Annotated in this window: 12 protein-coding genes and 1 tRNA gene; 8 read left to right on the forward strand and 5 right to left on the reverse strand. The window is 55.9% G+C overall.

Translation table 11 applies throughout. The annotated features are described in order from the left end of the window. Window positions 1-45: 45 nt before the first annotated feature. The 4 genes from BUA44_RS13885 (at window position 46) to BUA44_RS13900 (ending at window position 6,456) form a co-directional block, all read left to right on the forward strand. On the forward strand, window positions 46-5,316 hold the full coding sequence (locus tag BUA44_RS13885; RefSeq protein ID WP_072813252.1) for a hypothetical protein: 5,271 nt from the start codon (window positions 46-48) through the stop codon (window positions 5,314-5,316). A 25-nt stretch (window positions 5,317-5,341) separates the two neighbouring features. Next, window positions 5,342-5,788, forward strand: coding sequence for a DUF6941 family protein (locus BUA44_RS13890; RefSeq protein ID WP_072813255.1), 447 nt, complete (start codon window positions 5,342-5,344; stop codon window positions 5,786-5,788). Window positions 5,789-5,795: 7 nt separating this feature from the next. After that, window positions 5,796-6,311, forward strand: coding sequence for a hypothetical protein (locus tag BUA44_RS13895; protein ID WP_143152016.1), 516 nt, complete (start codon window positions 5,796-5,798; stop codon window positions 6,309-6,311). A 71-nt stretch (window positions 6,312-6,382) separates the two neighbouring features. Then, a tRNA-Val gene (locus BUA44_RS13900) sits at window positions 6,383-6,456 on the forward strand. Window positions 6,457-6,636: 180 nt separating this feature from the next. Here BUA44_RS13900 and BUA44_RS13905 read toward each other — a convergent pair. The 5 genes from BUA44_RS13905 to BUA44_RS13925 form a co-directional block, all read right to left on the reverse strand. Continuing rightward, the gene (locus BUA44_RS13905) at window positions 6,637-6,936 is read right to left on the reverse strand and encodes an HU family DNA-binding protein (RefSeq protein WP_072813260.1); all 300 of its coding nucleotides are present in this window, start codon (window positions 6,934-6,936) and stop codon (window positions 6,637-6,639) included. Between the two features lie 111 nt (window positions 6,937-7,047). Next, the gene (locus tag BUA44_RS13910; RefSeq protein WP_072813262.1) at window positions 7,048-8,175 is read right to left on the reverse strand and encodes an AI-2E family transporter; all 1,128 of its coding nucleotides are present in this window, start codon (window positions 8,173-8,175) and stop codon (window positions 7,048-7,050) included. Further along, window positions 8,168-8,932, reverse strand: a complete 765-nt coding sequence (locus BUA44_RS13915; RefSeq protein WP_143152017.1) for a hypothetical protein — start codon at window positions 8,930-8,932, stop codon at window positions 8,168-8,170. The genes BUA44_RS13910 and BUA44_RS13915 overlap by 8 nt, the downstream gene beginning before the upstream one ends. Next, window positions 8,916-9,647 (reverse strand): hypothetical protein, encoded by a 732-nt coding sequence (locus tag BUA44_RS13920; protein ID WP_072813265.1) that lies wholly within the window; start codon window positions 9,645-9,647, stop codon window positions 8,916-8,918. Before BUA44_RS13920 ends, BUA44_RS13915 begins: the two co-directional genes overlap by 17 nt. A gap of 1 nt (window position 9,648) precedes the next feature. Continuing rightward, a complete protein-coding gene (locus BUA44_RS13925) occupies window positions 9,649-10,149 on the reverse strand; it encodes a hypothetical protein (protein ID WP_097034781.1) in 501 nt (166 codons plus the stop codon). Window positions 10,150-10,209: 60 nt separating this feature from the next. Here BUA44_RS13925 and BUA44_RS13930 point away from each other — a divergent pair, with 60 nt between their 5' ends. The 4 genes from BUA44_RS13930 (at window position 10,210) to BUA44_RS13945 (ending at window position 17,880) form a co-directional block, all read left to right on the forward strand. Beyond that, a complete protein-coding gene (locus BUA44_RS13930; RefSeq protein ID WP_072813267.1) occupies window positions 10,210-12,183 on the forward strand; it encodes a 4-alpha-glucanotransferase in 1,974 nt (657 codons plus the stop codon). A gap of 13 nt (window positions 12,184-12,196) precedes the next feature. Next, a complete protein-coding gene (locus BUA44_RS13935; protein WP_072813268.1) occupies window positions 12,197-13,456 on the forward strand; it encodes a glycoside hydrolase family 13 protein in 1,260 nt (419 codons plus the stop codon). Between the two features lie 8 nt (window positions 13,457-13,464). Continuing rightward, the gene (locus BUA44_RS13940) at window positions 13,465-14,496 is read left to right on the forward strand and encodes an FISUMP domain-containing protein (RefSeq protein WP_143152018.1); all 1,032 of its coding nucleotides are present in this window, start codon (window positions 13,465-13,467) and stop codon (window positions 14,494-14,496) included. Between the two features lie 741 nt (window positions 14,497-15,237). Continuing rightward, window positions 15,238-17,880, forward strand: coding sequence for a protein translocase subunit SecDF (locus BUA44_RS13945; RefSeq protein ID WP_072813270.1), 2,643 nt, complete (start codon window positions 15,238-15,240; stop codon window positions 17,878-17,880). Window positions 17,881-17,988 lie beyond the last annotated feature (108 nt).

Below are 17,988 nucleotides of genomic sequence, written 5' to 3' on the forward strand. Positions count from 1 at the left end.
TCCCCCGAGCGCCCCGTTGTTTCGTGTTTAAAAAAGGAATCCTATATGCGTTTGAGAATTTCTTGTCTGATTCTTGCCCTGGCAGCATGCATCGCCGTCCTCTACGGCTGTTCAAGAGAATCCTCCATCGTGGAAAATCCCCGCCTCAGGAACAATCATTCCATAGTATTCGCTTTCGACAAGCCCTTCGATAACGCCGAGGCTTTCGCGGATTCCATCAGGCACGCAGACATGCCCGCCGACTCTATCGCCGATACCATCACCGTCACCGTGAACGACTCCGTCTACTTCATGGGCTTCCTGCCGCTCTATGCCGAAAAGATCTACCGTTTCGAATGGATCTTTGGCGACACCGTCATCACAAGCGAAAACACCCGCGTGCAAAGCTGGTCCTACGACAGCGCGGGCGTGTACTTCCCCATCTTCCGTGCCGTAGACGGTAACAACGCCATCGATACCGCCGGCATCCACCGCCGCCCGCTCTACATCCGCGTCATCGACACGCCTCCCCTGCTCGACGTCCCGCGCGATACCGTAAGGGCCCGCCACAAGAAGCCAGCCACGTTCACCGTACGCGCCATCGACACCTGCGGCACCATCGAGAAATTCAAGGTGGACCTCGACGCGAAGGGCAAGGACACCGCGAAGGTCTGGAAGGCCGAAAAGATTGAAGGCACGGACAGCCTCACGATTACCATTCCCTATGTCGAAGGCGACGTGGATTCCCTCGGGAACCAGACCATCTTTGTAATCGCCATCGACGACGACGGCAACGAGACCCTCGACACCGTGTACCTGCACTTCAACCAGCCCCCCACCATCGAGATGCTGCAGCCGGTCGACAACGCCTCGCTCAGCAACAAGAAGCGCCAGGCGCTCTACTACCGCGCCGAAGACAAGGACAACCCGGGTTCGCTGCGCTACTTCATCCGCATGGCAAAGAGCCCCGACGGCCGTAATCCGCCTATCTTTACCGACCCCGAAGAAAGCCTCATCGCCGCAAACATCGTCGAGAAGAGTTTCGAGATTATCGAAATTACGCCGGATTCCCTCGTTCGCAACAAAGTCAACCTCGCGGGCATCATCTACTGGGATGTGTGGGTGACCGACGGCTACGACACCGTGTACGCAAAGCACGTCAAGGACGGCGACAAGGAACGCCCCTGGAAGTTCTACCTGGGCGAGACCAGCGGCAACGCGAACCTCGAGGATATCGACGGCAACATCTGGGGCTACGCCAAGTACCAGGGATGGACCGGACGCCACTCCACCATCCGCATCACTGCCGAAGACACCCTCGGTAACAAGTTCTACACGCACACGAACGAGAGGGGCGTGTACGACATCAACCTTAAGCCGGGCATATACAACGTCCTTGCGACCGACACCTCGGGCTACCGCTTCGCCGACACGCTGCTCAAAAAGCGCCAGGTGTTCCCCGACGACACGGTATTCCTCGACACCTTGGTCCTCCGCGACACATCAAAACCCATCATCACATTCGACCCGATAGACACGCTGAATGTCCGCGACTTCCAGTTCGCCTTCAAGCTCTACGACTTCGGTTCGCAGGTGGCTAGCGCAACAGCATGGCTCGACGGCAAAGAGGTCGAACCCTCGTACTTCACCACCAACAGCTGGAGCAGGAACCACACCGGGCTCCTTGACGGGAACCACGCATTCAAGCTGGTCGTGAAGGACAGCGCGGGCCTCGTTTCCGATACCGCAAGAATGAACTTCCGTGTAGACGCATCGCTGATTACACTTTCCATCGACGGCAAGACATCGAAGATGGTGAATTCCACCCAGGCAATCACGTTCACCGCAAAGGTCGAGAACGCCATCCCGATGCCGGATTCCTTGAACTGGATGAGCAACATCGAAAATGGCCCGACCTTCCGCAGCGAGGTGAACCCGACCGATAGCACCGCAACACTCGTGATAGACCTGTCGATGATGCCCTCAGGCTTCGAGCAGGGAACATTCTACGAGATGGTCGCGAAGACAGACGACAACATCCAGACAAACAAGGTTCGTTTCGGCTTCTTCGATAACGGCCCGATTGTCTACTTTGAATCGCCGACAAACGATACATCCGTTTCCATCAACGACTCGATCAGTTACACCCTATTCGCATTCGGCAACAACAGCGATCCCGACGTCCAAACATTCTCCCTTGCCTGGACATGTGACAGCGGGACGCCCTGCCCGACAGACAACTCGACGGAAGGCAAAATTTCCTGGAGCACTACGGGCCAGAAAAAACTGATTGTCGAAATAACCAACGCCGATTCCGAACACAAGAAGGACACGCTCCTCGTGAACGTAATCCCCGACCCGCCCACCATCCGCGTAAAGCAGGAAAGCAACGACGACCGCCACAAGATCAATTCCTACGCAGACGTTACCGTAAGCGCAAGCGACAAGTACGGCACCATCACAAAGATTGACTGGGGCTGCACCAACGGCACCATGTTCACCTTCGACGAGGAAAAGCAAATCGACCCGCCCGCAAAGAGCATCACCGACGTCCCGGTAAAGCTCCTCATGTCGGGCACGGCGACAAACAACTTCCGCTGCATAGTCCGCGTGACCGACGATGACGGCGAAACCGCAAGCGACACGCTTACCTTCAGGGTGCTTCAGGACCTGCCGTTCATCTCGATAAACCAGAAGAACAAGACGCTCACCATCAAGGACCAGACGCAAATCAGTTTCGTTGCGGTCGATACCCTCGGGCAACTTGTAGGCTACGAGCTCGCCTGTGACAGCGTCAAGAGCAACCTGAAGAACAACTGGACCGATATCTCGGCGAGCGCGCCCACCGTCACCATGCCGCCCGAAGCCTGCACGTGGTACTGCGCCATCCAGGTAACCGACGACGACGGCAACAAGGCCCGCGACACGGCGACGTTCACCGTGCTGCAGGACCCGCCGACGGTCCAGGTGCTCGGGAACTACACCGTCACCATCAAGGATACCATCAGGCTCGACGCCATCGCGAACGACCGCTACGGCGAAATCGCGCTATACGAATGGGGCTGCGGTTCTGCCGGGGCAAGCAACATCGGGTTCACCTACTCGAGCCCGAACTCTCCCAGCTTCTCCGCGGTAATGCCCGCAACGGCTCAGGATAACTACCGCTGCATTATCCGCGTGACCGACGATGACGGCAACACCGCCCGCGATACCACGCTTATCAACATCATCCAGGCGCCGCCCACGGTCATTGTCGCGAACGAGTCGGCAATCGTGCGCGAAGGCTACAACATCGTGCTGAACGCGACCGCCTACGACTACCCCGACTATCCGGGCGAAATCGTGAAGCGCGAATGGAGCTGCGGCGCACCCGCCGAAATCGCGAACCGCTGGAAAACCGTCTCGCAGTTCGATACCGTCTGGAAGGCACCCGCCGCCGTAGCCACGTTCTACTGCATCGCCCGCGCGACCGACAACGACGGCAACACCGCGATGGACACCATGAACATCAACTTCTCCACCGAACTGCCCATCATCAACGTGAAGGACGAAGAAATCTTCATTACCGCGGGCGAACAGTTCGAGCTCAACGCATCCGTCAACAACGTGTGGCAGGGAATCAGCTGGTTCACCTGGGAATGCTTCGACAAGGCAACCAAGAAGACTCTCGAGTCGAAGGTCACCAAGTACGACTACTACGCGAACGGTTCAAGTTTCTACGACTACCGCGAAGGCAGCTTCACGATAGACGGCAAGGACATATACTGCGTGGTCACCGCCGAAGAATCGAGCACCAAGGCTGAATTCAGCGACACGACCTTCATCAACATCATCAAGGTTTCTCCCGTGGGCGTGATTACCGCGGCCGATACCGTTTACCTGTGGAGCGGTGACGAATCTTTCGACAAGGGCGAGCCCTACTACTTCTACACCTCCGAATGGGGCGGACAGAACTCCACGCTCGGGACCATCGGCAACGCAAGCATGCAGGATTTCTGGTGGAATTTCAGCAACGTAGACGGCAACTACTACCAGGGTAACCGCGACGGTTCTCTCGATACCAGCACGCTCGAGTTCAACTCCGCGTTTATCCGCAGCACCCGCGAGAACTCCATGACCATCTGCCTCGACTACCGAGACAGTTCCGCGGAATACGTGACGCAGGCGTTCTACGCAAGGCACCGCGCCGAAGAAGTCTGCCGCAAGGTATACTTCCGCAAGGCATGGCGCAACCTCGCCACCAGCGACACCGTGCTCGAGACGGCCAAGATGACGACGCCACCGGTTCTCGAAACCATAGGGAACAAGCCCGTCATCGCCTACCTCAAGAACAGCACGACCGTCGTGACCAAATACCTGGATGGTTCTACCTGGAATGCGCTCAGCACAAGCGGGATTACCGCAGCCGATTCCATTTCCGCAATCAAGATGGCAAGCGATGGTTCGAACCTCTACCTCGCCGTACTCACCAGCGCCGGCAAGCTCAACGTGTACAAGTCCGCCAGCGGCACATCCGCATGGGCCAGCGTTGGTAGCACAGTTACCGAAAATGCGGCGAGCGTGAGCCTTGTATGCAAGCCCGGTGTAACGGACCGTCCGGTCGTAAGCTACATCCTGAAGAACAAGCAACCCAAATTCGGCCACTGGAACGGGACCACATGGACCGAGGTGAGCATCCCGACCAGGAACTCCATCAAGGTCCGCGAACTGCAAGCGGCCTTCACGGAAAACGGTGCGCTTACAGCAATCTATGTCGACACCACCTCCAGTTACAAGGCTTACTACGTGATGTTCGGCAATGACTACAGCGTGAAGAAAAAGGATTCCGAAATTTCGAGCAACGTAAATGGCGTGAACCTCGCCGTTTCGGGCAACACGCTCTACATGGGATTCCTGAACCGCGATACTGAACACTACGGCCCGTATGTGTACAAGGGAAGCGTAGGCACCAATTCCATCACGTGGGACAAGTCGGGCGTATTCGGGGCATCCATCCACGAAGGCCTGCTCGCCTACCACATCAGCATCAACACCTTCGACGGCAAGCTATACGCCATCGTCGATGACAAGGGCAAGCCCTCGCTCGCACAGAGCCACGTGTTCAAGCTCGAAGGGAACACCTGGAAACTCATGGGCGAAAACGAGCTCCCGTACTTCAAGGCCGTGTTCTACAACAACAATAACTACTACCTGAGAGGCTCTGTCCCAAGCATCGCAGTCGCAGGCAACGGAGGCGTGTACATCTCGATGCTCGCCTGGGAAAACGCGGGCGGCAGCGGTAAGAACTTCGGGCCCATCGTCATGAAGTACGTGGCAGATTCCTGGACGGTTCACTAGAAACATTTAAATATCGGAGATTTTAATGAATATCGAAATTGCAGCGATTTGTGATGCGGCCACCGCGAACGGCATTGGCGGAAGGCTCAATATACTGGGCGCATTCGACAGGGTGTTCCCCGCAAAGTTCCCCTTCGTGATACCGCAGTGCGCGGCGGCCTTCCGCATCCGCTACCAGCGTGCCGAAACAGGCACGCACAAATTGGCGCTCTCCATCGAAGATGTTTGCGGGCACCCCATCGTGCCGGTAATGGAATCGAACATTCCCTTCGAGCCGGTCGCCACCGGGCTCGATACCGCGGCAATCAACCTGGTGCTCAACATGCAGCGCCTGCAGATTACCCGCCCCGACAAGTACATCGTGCGGCTCATCGTCGACGACGAGGAACTCATATTCCTGCCGCTCTACATTCTCGAGGACCCGCGCGCAAAGCAGGCCAACCCGCCCGCCGATGGCGAGGTAAGGAACTAGGCAGGCGATGCTCCCGCAAATCCGTTCACGGCTAGCGGCATTTTCCCTGATGGCGGGGGCGTTCACGCTCCTTGCCTGCAGCAGTATAAACGACAGCTGGGAGGTGAAGGGCGGAGGCTACATTAAGTATAAAGTAAATGACGGCGAGAGCCACACCATCGAGCTCGGTCCGGACGATGTGGAAATACCCTTTATCCGAAACAGCCACCATTACCTGTACGTAAAGACGCAACTCGAGGAAAGCAGTCGCGGGGACCAGATTGCCTTCATGGTGAACAACCCCAAGTTGGGCAACAACGCTCCCGTGCAGGAATATTCGTGGTTTAGCATGGAATTTTCCGAGCAGGGGCGCATTTTCGCCGAAAACAGCACCGTGCACATTGACCAGAAGGACGATTCCACCTGGACCGCCGACCTGGAACTCTACACAGCGGACTGCCGGAACGGTCACTGCATCGACACGCTCCCCAAGTTGAAAATCACCGGCCGATTCCGCTACTGGATACCCGAAGAATACCGCTAGACCCCCGAAAAAGGGGTAAAATCGCCCCTTGACAAAACGGGTACAAGTTTCTACTATTGGGCTACCTTAATGGTCGATTAGCTCAGTTGGTTAGAGCGCCACCTTGACATGGTGGAGGTCACAGATTCGAGTTCTGTATCGACCACTGCAAAAGACCCTGCAAAGCAGGGTCTTTTTTTATAGTGAAGTTAAGATCTGCGCGGATTATTTGCGTGGGCACCTGCGGTACGTTTACGACTAGGGAGGGCTTCGCCCTCCCTAATCTCAAAAAAAAAGAAACCGCTCGGAGAGCGGTCCCTTGAATTGCTTTTAAGGCAAACTAAGATTACTTCTTAGCCTTGCTCTTGGCAGCGTCAGCCTTGAGAGCAGCACCGGCCTTGAAGCCGACGGTCTTGGAGGCCTTGATCTTGATGGTGGCGCCAGTCTGCGGGTTGCGGCCGGTACGGGCAGCGCGAGCCTTGACAGCGAAAGTGCCGAAGCCGATCAGCTGGACGTTGCCGTCCTTCTTGATGCCAGCGGCGATGCCGTCGAGCACAGCGTCGAGAGCGCGAGCAGCAGCAGCCTTGGATTCAATACCAGCTTCCTTGTTGGCGAGGATGGCGTCGATGAGTTCTTGTTTGTTCATTTTTTAACTCCTTGAGTTGTTGAGATTAATTGTATGGTGATATTATACCTTTTTTTTAAGCATGTGGAATACTTTTTTTAAAAAAAGTGTCTTTTTCTGAGCCCTTTAAAATCAAGCCTCGGGCGGTGGTCCGACCTCCGTAGACTCCGCTTCGGCAGCGTGTTCGTGGAACCTCTTGAGGTACACCAGGCATATGCAGGTGAAGGGTATGGCAACAAGTAAACCTAAGAAGCCCAACAACTTACCCCATATAGAAAGCGACAGGAGAATGCCCACCGGAGGCAGGTCCATGGAGCCTCCGACAATGCGCGGCACAAGGAAAAAATCCTGGATAACCTGCACCACCAGGTAAATGGAGCAGATGATGAGCGCAACTTCCCAGAACGGCAGTCCGGTGTTGAGAGCGTGGACGACCGCCAGTAGTAGTGCGAGCGGGATGGTCGTGAGCTGCATGTACGGTATCATGTTGAGTGCTCCGGAGAAAAGCCCGAATGCGACCCCCATAGGCAGTCCCATCACGCCAAAGCCAATGGCGTAAAGGATTCCGACGATAAGTGCAACCAGCGCCTGAGCTCGGAAGTAGTTACCCATGAATTTGTCTGTATCCATTGCAAACAAACTAGCCTTACGGCGGAAACGCACCGGGAACGCATTCAGGATGCCGTTACGAATCTTGTGCATGTCGAGCATGATGAACACGAGATACATGAATATAATCGCAGCACTCGAGAACCACACGGCAACCGTACCCGTGTACGAGAGCACGCCCCACGCGCCGGGCAACACCTTCGAGGCGATATTCTGCACTTCGCTCCAGAAATCCATGTGCTGCATGGCGGCTGCTAGTTTGTCCCAAGAAACCATCTCGCGGACCGTTTCCCACAGGTTGGCGGGCAGGAACTCGTTCAGTCGCGAAGACCATTCAGAGTCGGTGAACATCCTTGCAATCAAAACGCCAAGCGTCTGGACTTCGTGCACGATTTGTGGAATAAACAACTTGCCTACGCCGAAAAGTATCAAAGCAAACGCAAGCAGCACGATAATAACGGCAATCACGCGCTTTTTTACCAGCGTCTGCAGCTTGTTCACAATCGGGTCGACAATGTAGGCGATAAGGAACGCGGCAAAGAACGGGAACAGCACTCCGCGCAGGTAGTACACGAGCGCAAGCGAAATCCCGAGGCCGACCGTCCACAATATAAACCGCATAACGCGATCGAGCGTCCAGTGCTTAGACATCTTTCCTCCCGTTTTTCGCGGGGCGTCCAATCACCCCGAAAAATTTCAGTTCAAGAACCACGAATACGGCAACCATCAGGGCAAGCACAATAAACATGGCACGTTCAAAATTCCGGTCGATTCCCCACGCACGAACCGACTTCACCTCGATTTCGTCGGGAATCCCGCGCATTACCCCGTCGCCGTTCACCACCTCGAGCGAAAGCGCGCGGTGCAGGTACGTGCGACCGTCATCCTCTTCCATGCCCATGGCCGAAATCCACCACACGGCGGTCCTGAACTTGTTTATTGCAAAGCGCTCGCTGGTAAATGAACGCGAAGCCGGGACGCTCATGACCACAGGGCGCAAGGTTTCGCGGAAGCCTTCCTTAGTATATACCGGGTCGTCCGTCAGGATACGCACCGTAACGGAACGCATATACTTTGTAGCGAACACGACTTCCATGGAATCGAACCGCGAAAAGTCGAAATGCCCTACGGGGCGGCTGTTCACCGAATTGAGGTTGAACCCGACACCCACCGCCGGGTACGCGACACCCGAGCGCACGTTAATGTTTACGCCGAGCAGCGAATCGCCCGCAACCACATCGCAGGTGGAGGTGCCGCCGAAGGCGGAATCGTCAAGCGGATAGAGCGGATACGCTCCATAGGGGAAGAACGTGCACCCCATCTGCCGGAATGCGCCGAACGCCCACGCCCACACGCCGAGCGCTACCAGAAAAACAGCAAGTAAGACAACCTTACTTCTTAGATTCATCGTTCCCCGTCTTGTGGCGAAGCCCCACGGCAGCAATAGTCAGCAAGATAAACGAGACAAGCACTATGCCGAAATACAGGTTGCTTATCCCCCAGAAAGAAACTTCATATAACTTAAGCGTAAACTTTTTCCCGCGGGGGTGATTCCAGCCCGGCACAATCTCGACGCGCGCGACCTTTTCCTGGTGGCGCTTGTTGTATTCCTTCGACACCTGGGCGGTCTCGTACCAGAAATCGGGCGTATAGAATTCTTCCATCGGGACGGCCACGCGCTGCCTGCCCTCCTTCACGGGAACTTCCTTCAGCAAAAGCTTGAACGTCGCGGGCTTCTCGATGTCGGTCACGTCCGGGTCGAACGTCCACACCTTCACGATGACTTCGCTTATGCCCCGGGCCTCCACGTCCACGAAAACGGTATCCACGAAGGTCCAGTTCCGGTAATCCTTTTTACCCTGCGGGTCAAGGTTCCACAGGAGCCCGCACCACGCGAACTTCACGGAGTCGGCCCCGAGCATGCACGAGAATTCGGCTTCACCGCCATTCACACTGAGGCTCGCTTCCGATGCCCCTCCATCGGAGCGGTCGTCATAACCATCGAGCGTTACGCCTTCGGGCACGGGCAACAGGTCTTCCTTGAACGAACGATCAGGGAGCAATGCGTAGGCGACAAGTATCGCAATAGCGATAAGCGCTAGAACCGCGTATGTCTTTTTCATCTTATTCGAATATCTTCTTCAGGTGGAGGTTGTACTGTATCTCGTCCAAGGGGTCGACCTCGGGCATTTTTTCTCCAAACCACTTGTTTACCAGCGCATCGATTGCACGGATAAAGAAGAAATGATGCTTCCCGCTGCTCGGTTTCTGGAATGGCGAATCCAGCGTACGCTTCAGAATCGCAAGCATCTGCGAGGGCGGCAGGTGGAACATCTTGCAACAGGTCGTCACCTTGCCGGGAATCCCGTAGTCGGGAATATTGCCGTCCACAAGAGGCTCGCCGTGGTCTATGCAGCAGGCCCCAGCCATGTCGGGATCGGGCGCGTTTTTTGCCTTGAGGGCATTATACCACATCTCGCGGGAACGGTCGGGAATGTCGCCACGCAGCGCCATCGTCTGGTCGCACGGGAAAAACGTCGAGAAGCACTTGGGGCAAATGCGCAGGTCCAGATGGCCTATCTTCGACGCCACCACCTCTGTTTTGCAAAACGGACAATTACTCATGTAAGGGAATATAGCAAATATGTAGCATAACCGCCCGCAACTAATATTTATATTTATCGTATGCGTTACGGTGACATTTCTACATTCCAGAGTGGCGTTGCCATCCCCCTGTTTAGCCTTCGCAGCAAGTCCGGGGTCGGCATCGGCGAATATCTAGACCTTATCCCGTTTGCCAAGTGGTGCAAACTGTGCGATTTCAACATTATCCAGCTTTTGCCGGTAAACGATACCGGAGCGGAGGCAAGCCCCTACAGCGCACGCAGCGCGTTCGCCCTGAACCCCGTGTTCATCAACATACAGGCGGTGAGCGGCTCCAGCGAGTTCGAAGACGAAATCGAGCAGGCGAAAGACGAATTCGACAACCAGGAACGGATAGACTACTACAAGATTTCTACCTGGAAGCGCAACATCCTCAAGAAGATTTTCAACAACCGCTACGACCAGCTGAAAAAGGACAAGGAACTCCAGAAGTGGATTGACGCGAACGCCTGGGCAAAGGGGTACTGCGCGTATGCCATGCTCAAGGCGCAGAACGGAGAATCGAGCTGGAAGGACTGGAAAAAATACCAGAACCCGACCGCCGAAGACATCGAGAAACTCTGGAGCAAGAACCAGAAAGAGATGCTCTACCAGGCATGGATGCAGTTTATCGCCGAAATGCAGTTTACCGCCGCGGTAAACGAAATCTCGAAGCTCGGCATCCACGTGAAGGGCGACATTCCTATCCTCATCAACGAGGACAGCGCCGACGTGTGGGCCAACCGCAACTACTTCTCGCTCGACGACCGCGCGGGCGCACCTCCCGACATGTTCAGCTACAGCGGGCAGAACTGGGGATTCCCCACCTACCGCTGGGACGTGCTCGAGAAGGACGGATTCCGCTGGTGGAAGGACCGCCTCGCACAGGCAAGCAAGTTCTACCATGCCTACCGCATTGACCACGTGCTCGGTTTCTTCCGCATCTGGTCAATCCCGCAGCGCGAAGTTACAGGCATCCTCGGCAGGTTCAACCCGTGCATCCCGCTTACCTGGGATCTGCTCCACAGCGCGGGCTTCAGCCGCGAGACCCTCGAATACCTGCGCCGCCCGAACTACTCCGTAGACCAGCTGCGCGAATTCCTGGGCGACGAGACCGAGAACCTCATTTCCGTGTACTTCGAGAACCTCCCGAACGAGGCGACCCGCTTCGTGTTCAAGCCCGAGTTCTACAGCGAGCGCGCCATTACCAGCCTCGACGAACCGCAGAGCGTGAAGGATGCGCTTCTGAAGGTCTACTGGAACCGCATATTTATCCCGGCGGGCGACGAGAACACGTTCTACCCGTTCTGGTACTGGTACAACCAGCCCGTGCTCGCCACGCTCCCGCAGAACGAGCAGGAAACCCTCAAGCGCCTCATTCACGAGAACGAAGCCGCGCAGGAAGGCCTGTGGGAACAGAACGCCACCAAGCTGCTCTCCGTACTCGCGAACGAGACCGACATGCTCGTATGCGCCGAAGACCTCGGTGCCGTACCGCACTGCGTTCCGGTGGTGCTCAAGAAGCTCAATATTCTTTCGCTGCGTATTGAACGCTGGGCCCGCAACTGGGATGCACCGTACAGCCCGTACTACGACATGGCGGAATACCCGCGACTCTCCGTGTGCACCACGAGCTGCCACGATACCTCGAGCCTGCGCGGGCTCTGGACGGAGCCCGATTTTGACCGTGACCTCTACTGGTCGCACGCGCAGCTTTCCGGCACCGCGCCCGAAACGCTCACGCCTCCGGTGGTCCGCGACATCCTCGCGCACGTGTTCTCCACGAACAGCCTGTTCTGCATTTTGCCCGTACAGGACTACTTCGCGCTTTCCTCGACACTTTCCGAAGTGCCCGCCGAAGAGGAACGCGTGAACATCCCGGGTACCGTTGGCGGCAAGAACTGGACGTACAGGATTCCCGTAACCGTCGAGGAACTCGAGTCGAACAACTCGCTCAATTCCGAAATCCGCAAGCTGGTCGACACCCGCAGGCGCCGCCCCATGTGGAAAATCTAATCCCGCGCCGCCCATGAACGTTCCTGCCTGGGTCAAAGACGCTATCTTCTATCAGATTTTCCCTGATAGGTTCTGTCGTAGCCCCAAATACAGTGCCGTAGGCAAGTTCGTGCAATGGGACAGCAAGCCCACACGCACGAACATGTTCGGCGGGAACCTCGCGGGCATTACCGACAAACTAAAGTACATCGCAGATCTCGGCGCGACGGCGATTTACCTGTGCCCGATTTTCAAGAGCAATTCCAACCACCGCTACCATACGGTGGACTACTTTGAGATAGACCCGGTCCTCGGCACGCTCAAGGATTTCGACAACCTTGTAAAGAAGGCGCACGCCCTCGGGCTCCGTGTCATCCTGGACGGAGTGTTCAACCATTGCTCCCGCGGGTTCTTCCAGTTCAACAGCCTCATGGAACTCGGGGAAGACTCCCCCTACGTCGACTGGTTCCACGTGCACAGCTGGCCCATACACGCCTACTCGGGCAAGCCGAATTACGAATGCTGGTGGAACTACCCCGCCCTCCCGAAATTCAATACGGACTGCGCGGACGTGCGCGAATACCTGTTCAGCGTCGCCGAATACTGGACAAAGCGCGGCATAGACGGCTGGCGGCTCGACGTACCGAACGAAATCGACGACGATAGTTTTTGGCAGGAATTCCGCAGGCGCGTGAAGGCGATAAACCCAGAGGCCTACATCGTGGGCGAAATCTGGGACAATCCCGAGCGCTGGCTCAAAGGCGACCAGTTCGACGGCGTCATGAACTACCCGTTCCGCAAGGCGGTAATGCAGTACCTCTTCGACGAGAATCCCATTTCCACAGGGGAATTCTGCGAGAAGGTGCGCAGCGCGTTCCCCGAGAACCGCTTCGGTACCCCGATGAACCTGCTCGGGAGCCACGACACCACCCGCATCGCATCGCAACCCCGCACGAGCCCCGAACGCATTAGGCTCGCGCTCGCCCTGCTGTTCTTTATGCCCGGAGCCCCCTGCATCTACTACGGCGACGAAATCGGCATGGAAGGCGGCAAGGACCCCGACTGCAGGCGAGCATTCCCGTGGGACCAGCTGAAGGCCCGCAAGGCGCTGCCCATCTACAAGTTTATCCGCGAGCTCACCCGCATGCGCCGCGAAAACCCCGTACTCCGCGACGGGAAGGTGCAAATCGAGAGCGACAAGGCGGGCTTTACCGTCACGCGCACCCTCGGCAAAAAGAAGATGGCGCTAGCCGTAACGCTCACCGGGAGCGAGCCCAAATTTAAGATAAAGTAATATTAGCATTGAGGAATAGGAGTATGACAATCAACAAACAATCTCTTGCCGGCATCCTGCTTTTGACCATGGCATTTGCACTTGCCGCCTGCGGCGACGACGACAGCAGTTTCGCCCCGCGTGACGAGGAGTCGTCTAGTAGCAGTTCCGCGCAGTCGTCATCCTCGGCTCCGGTCGAGGATCTGTCGAGTAGCAGCGTGCGCTCGTCATCCTCGGCTCCGGTCGAGGATCTATCCAGCAGCTCCGTCAAGTCCTCTTCCAGCGTTGCGTCTAGTAGTTCTGCGAAATCTTCGTCTAGTGCAAAGTCTAGTTCGTCTTTTGTACTTGATACTGCGAGACTTTGTACTCCAGGATATGCTTATTGCAATCGGTCTCTTGGTGCTGATAGTTTACAAGCGGGCGCCTATAGAAAGTTTACGGACAGAAGAAACGGACGCTCTTACTTTTATTTGACCATCAATGGAACAAATAAGGACGGTGAAGCCGCTTCTGTAACGGTAATGGTGGAAAATCTGAACATCGGGGAAATGGTCTCTGGAGACAAGGACCAATCAAATGACTCCAAGATTGAACGCTATTGCTATGAAAATGATGAATCAAATTGTGAGGAATATGGTGGCCTCTACCAGTGGGCGGAGGCGATGCAACTGCCGAGCGAATGCAACACCAAGAGCTGCGTTGACCAGATTAAGCCGAACCACCGGGGAATCTGCCCGGAAGGCTGGCGTTTGCTGACTTACGATGATTTTTACATTGTAGTTCATGCAGATGGAAATAGGCATGGGGTTGAGGATGTGCGTGCCATGGGATTTGGCGGGTACAACTATAGCGGATACAGCTTGATTGGGGCTGGATACAATTGGGGTTATAAGTTTACAAGTGTAGAAGAATCTACATATTGGTTTTATCCAGAAGAGTCGTTTGATTATCCTGATGAGGGCGCTTTCGCTGGATCTCAAGGAAAGTCCTCTGCGGGATTTTCTATGGAAAATCAGTATAAAACTTATGGTTTCTCTGTTCGTTGCGTGATGGTTGAATAACCGTTAATCTAAACAAAATTTTTAACAAATAAACAAGGCTGTCTTGAACAGCCCATTGGGGTTCGTATGTCCAAAAAGGTCAACAAGAAAAAAAACACTCGTAACAACTACAAAATCGAATCGCTTGAACCGCGCCTGATGATGGATGCCTAGAAACATCTCCTTGCAGTTTAATAAGATACCCGCGGTTCGCGAAGGCCGCAGTGATTAACAATCACAAGGCTTTCGCAGCGCCTGATTCTTGCATGTTCCTGCAATAAGCGGTCCCGTTCCAAAAACACACTCGTGTTTTTTTGCGGAGAGAGGGCGTTTTGCAAAGCAAACAATGGAACGAAGTGATTTTGTTTGCGTGCGAAATGCCCCTCGAAGCAAACAATATTCACTTACGGGGGGTTGCAGAACCCCCGTGCGTTCGGCCATAGCCAATTGCACAAGTGCATTGGCTGCGGCACTCACTTCTGGGGGTTTTAGGGGGTGGAACCCCTTAGGCGAGGGGGCACTGGAAGACGACTTGGACGCGTTGAAAAGATCCCCGCCTGCGCGGGGATGACGAGAAGGGTCGCGGGGATGACGAGATGGGTCCCGGGGATGACGAGAAGGGTCGCGGGGGAGGCCTCCCCCCCCCCCTTTTACTCTATAATAGCATACTTTTCTAAGTTCTAAGTTCTAAGTTCTGCCTACTATTTTTCTACATTTGACCCGCAACTAAATGCGTATTAATGCCTTATTAAGGGATTACAGATGAACAAACATAAATTCGGCATGCGAGAATTCTTCATTCTCCTCGTCATTGCACTCTCGGCCTACACGGTTTGGCCCTCTATTCAGGTTCACTCCAAGAAGGGTGACGAAAAGAAGGCCTTCCTCAAGGAAAATCCGAAACTTTCTTCCAGGTCCATCAATTTCGGCCTCGACCTCGCCGGCGGTACGAGCATTACGCTCCAGATCGACAAGTCCGGTCTCAAGGAAGACGACGATATCCAGGACATCCAGAAGCAGTCCCTCGAAATCATCCGTAACCGCGTTGACCAGTACGGTCTTTCCGAACCGCAGATTTCGCCCTCCGGCGACGACCGTATTTTGGTCGAACTTGCCGGCGTAGACGATTCTACCGCAAAGGCCCTCGTGGGTTCCACCGCAAAGCTTGAATTCAAGATTCTCGCCGAGGCGGAAAAGTTCAATACGGTAACGACGCTCCTGAACCAGTACCTGACCCGCCAGACCACCGACGTGGCCAGCGATTCTACGGTTGCCGACTCCGCCGCCGCGGATTCTACGGTCGCCAAGGTCGATTCTGCCAAGGATACCGCCAAGGCCCTCTCCGACGAAGAACTGCTCGGCGGTTCCGTCCAGACGGCAAAGGCTGAAGATTCCACCGTTTCTGACTCCGCCGCCGAAACCGTACCGGCATCCGAGGTCGGCAAGGCTTTCAGCGATTACTACCTCCAGTTCGGCAACGGCGGGTTCATCGCCGAAGAGAACATCGAGAAGGTCAAGAAGATTCTTGAACTCGAAGGCGTCAAGAAGCTCATCCCGCGTGACGTCGCCTTTGCCTTCGGTAGCGGCCTCGAAAAGATTAACCGCGATTCCCCGGTCAAGGCCAAGCGCCTCTACCTCCTCAAGCGTCGTGCAGAAATGGGTGGCGACGACATCGTCGATGCCCGCCCGGAACGTGTTGCTGACGGTGTGAGCGCCGGTGAAGTTGCCGTCAAGCTCCGCTTCGGCGGCATCGGCCCCAAGAAGTTCTCCGCCGTTACGGCCGCGAACATCAACAAGCAGATGGCCATCGTGCTCGACAACCAGGTCATTAGCGCCCCGGTCATCAGGGATCGCATCCCGAACGGCGACGCCCAGATTACCGGCCTCGACGACATGGCCGAAGCCAACCGCCTCGCCGTCGTGCTCCGCGCGGGTGCCCTCAAGGCCCCGATGAAGATTATCGAAAGCCGCAGCGTGGGTGCCACCCTCGGTGAAGAGAACATCTCCCAGGGCTTCGGTTCCGGCGCTATCGGTCTCATCATCTGCTTGCTCTTCATGGTGGCCTACTACCGCCTGGGCGGCCTTATCGCAAGCCTCGGTATGATTATCAACACGCTCGTGACCGCCGCCGTGATGTCGCTCTTCAACGCGACCCTCACGCTCCCCGGTATCGCAGGCTTCATCCTCGTCGTGGGTATGTCTCTCGACGCGAACGTGATTATCTACGAACGCATCCGTGAAGAACTCAAGAACGGCCTTACCGCCCGCGCTGCCGTGGCGAAGGGTTACGAACGTGCATTTACCGCGATTCTCGACTCCAACCTCACCACCGTGCTTACCGGCCTTATCCTCTACAAGATTGGTACCGGCTCCGTGAAGGGTTTCGGTCTTACGCTTACTATCGGTATCCTCACCTCGCTCTTCTGCGCCATCACCGTGACCCGTGCAGTGCTCGACTGGAAACTCGCCAAGCGCGACGCCACCACGCTCTCCATCGGTAACGGCATCAAGGCCATCAACGAGGCGAACCTCCAGATTATCCCGCACCGCAAGCGTTTCGGCCTCATTTCGACCATTCTCATCATCGCTTCCATCGCATGCATCGCCATCAAGGGATTCGACTTCAGCATCGACTTCACCGGCGGCCAGGTCTACACCATCCAGTACCAGGACAACGCCAAGCACGAGACCGACCTGAACAAGGCCCTCTCCGCGGCAGGCATCTCCGGCACGAAGGTCCGTTCTCTGGGCGGTACTTCCGCGAACTCCTACCAGGTGAGCCTCCGTACCGACGACGCTAACTTCGAAACCACCATGGCCAAGGCCTTCGAGGCCGCCGGCCAGAAGTGCGAAATCGTTGCCAAGGACACCGTGGGTCCGACCATCGGTGCAGAACTCCGCTTCAACGCTATCTTGTCCGTAATCCTCGCCTGGCTCGGAATCCTGCTCTACGTGTGGTTCCGTTTCGGCAAGTTCGGTCTTGGCTTCGGCGTGGCCGCAGTGCTCGGCCTCGTGCACGATACCATCATCACGCTCGGCTTCATCTCGGCATTCAGCCTCTCCTTCGACGGCGCCCTCATCGCATCGCTCCTGACAATGATTGGTTACTCCGTGAACGATACCATCGTGAACTTCGACCGTATCCGTGAAAACACGAGCGTCTACGGTTCCGCGAACTTCGGCGAAACCATCAACCGCTCCTTGAACCAGTGCTTCAGCCGTACCATGGTGACCTCCCTCACGACTTTGTTCGTGTGCGTGATCCTCGCCGTGATGGGCGGTTCCTCCATCCGCGACTTCGGCCTCGTGCAGTGCTTCGGTATCCTCATCGGTACCTACTCCTCCGTGTGCATCTGCTCTCCGATTGTTCTGTGGTGGTCCAACCGCTTCAAGAAGGGCGTGTAATACCCGATTGTCATCCTCGCGACCTGTGGTGAGCGTAGTCGAACCAAGGCGAGGATCTAAAAAACCTCGGCACCATGCCGGGGCTTTTTTCTTTATTACAAAACTTGC

Source organism: Fibrobacter sp. UWR3 (assembly GCF_900143055.1).
GTDB lineage: Bacteria > Fibrobacterota > Fibrobacteria > Fibrobacterales > Fibrobacteraceae > Fibrobacter.

Bases quoted from the DNA above. Each gene is read 5' to 3' on its own strand.
- BUA44_RS13905 (WP_072813260.1), bottom strand. From the start codon at position 6,936: ATGAACAAACAAGAACTCATCGACGCCATCCTCGCCAACAAGGAAGCT.
- BUA44_RS13885 (WP_072813252.1), top strand. From the start codon at position 46: ATGCGTTTGAGAATTTCTTGTCTGATTCTTGCCCTGGCAGCATGCATC.
- BUA44_RS13895 (WP_143152016.1), top strand. From the start codon at position 5,796: ATGCTCCCGCAAATCCGTTCACGGCTAGCGGCATTTTCCCTGATGGCG.
- BUA44_RS13925 (WP_097034781.1), bottom strand. From the start codon at position 10,149: ATGAGTAATTGTCCGTTTTGCAAAACAGAGGTGGTGGCGTCGAAGATA.
- BUA44_RS13890 (WP_072813255.1), top strand. From the start codon at position 5,342: ATGAATATCGAAATTGCAGCGATTTGTGATGCGGCCACCGCGAACGGC.
- BUA44_RS13945 (WP_072813270.1), top strand. From the start codon at position 15,238: ATGAACAAACATAAATTCGGCATGCGAGAATTCTTCATTCTCCTCGTC.
- BUA44_RS13935 (WP_072813268.1), top strand. From the start codon at position 12,197: ATGAACGTTCCTGCCTGGGTCAAAGACGCTATCTTCTATCAGATTTTC.
- BUA44_RS13930 (WP_072813267.1), top strand. From the start codon at position 10,210: ATGCGTTACGGTGACATTTCTACATTCCAGAGTGGCGTTGCCATCCCC.
- BUA44_RS13915 (WP_143152017.1), bottom strand. From the start codon at position 8,932: ATGAATCTAAGAAGTAAGGTTGTCTTACTTGCTGTTTTTCTGGTAGCG.
- BUA44_RS13910 (WP_072813262.1), bottom strand. From the start codon at position 8,175: ATGTCTAAGCACTGGACGCTCGATCGCGTTATGCGGTTTATATTGTGG.
- BUA44_RS13920 (WP_072813265.1), bottom strand. From the start codon at position 9,647: ATGAAAAAGACATACGCGGTTCTAGCGCTTATCGCTATTGCGATACTT.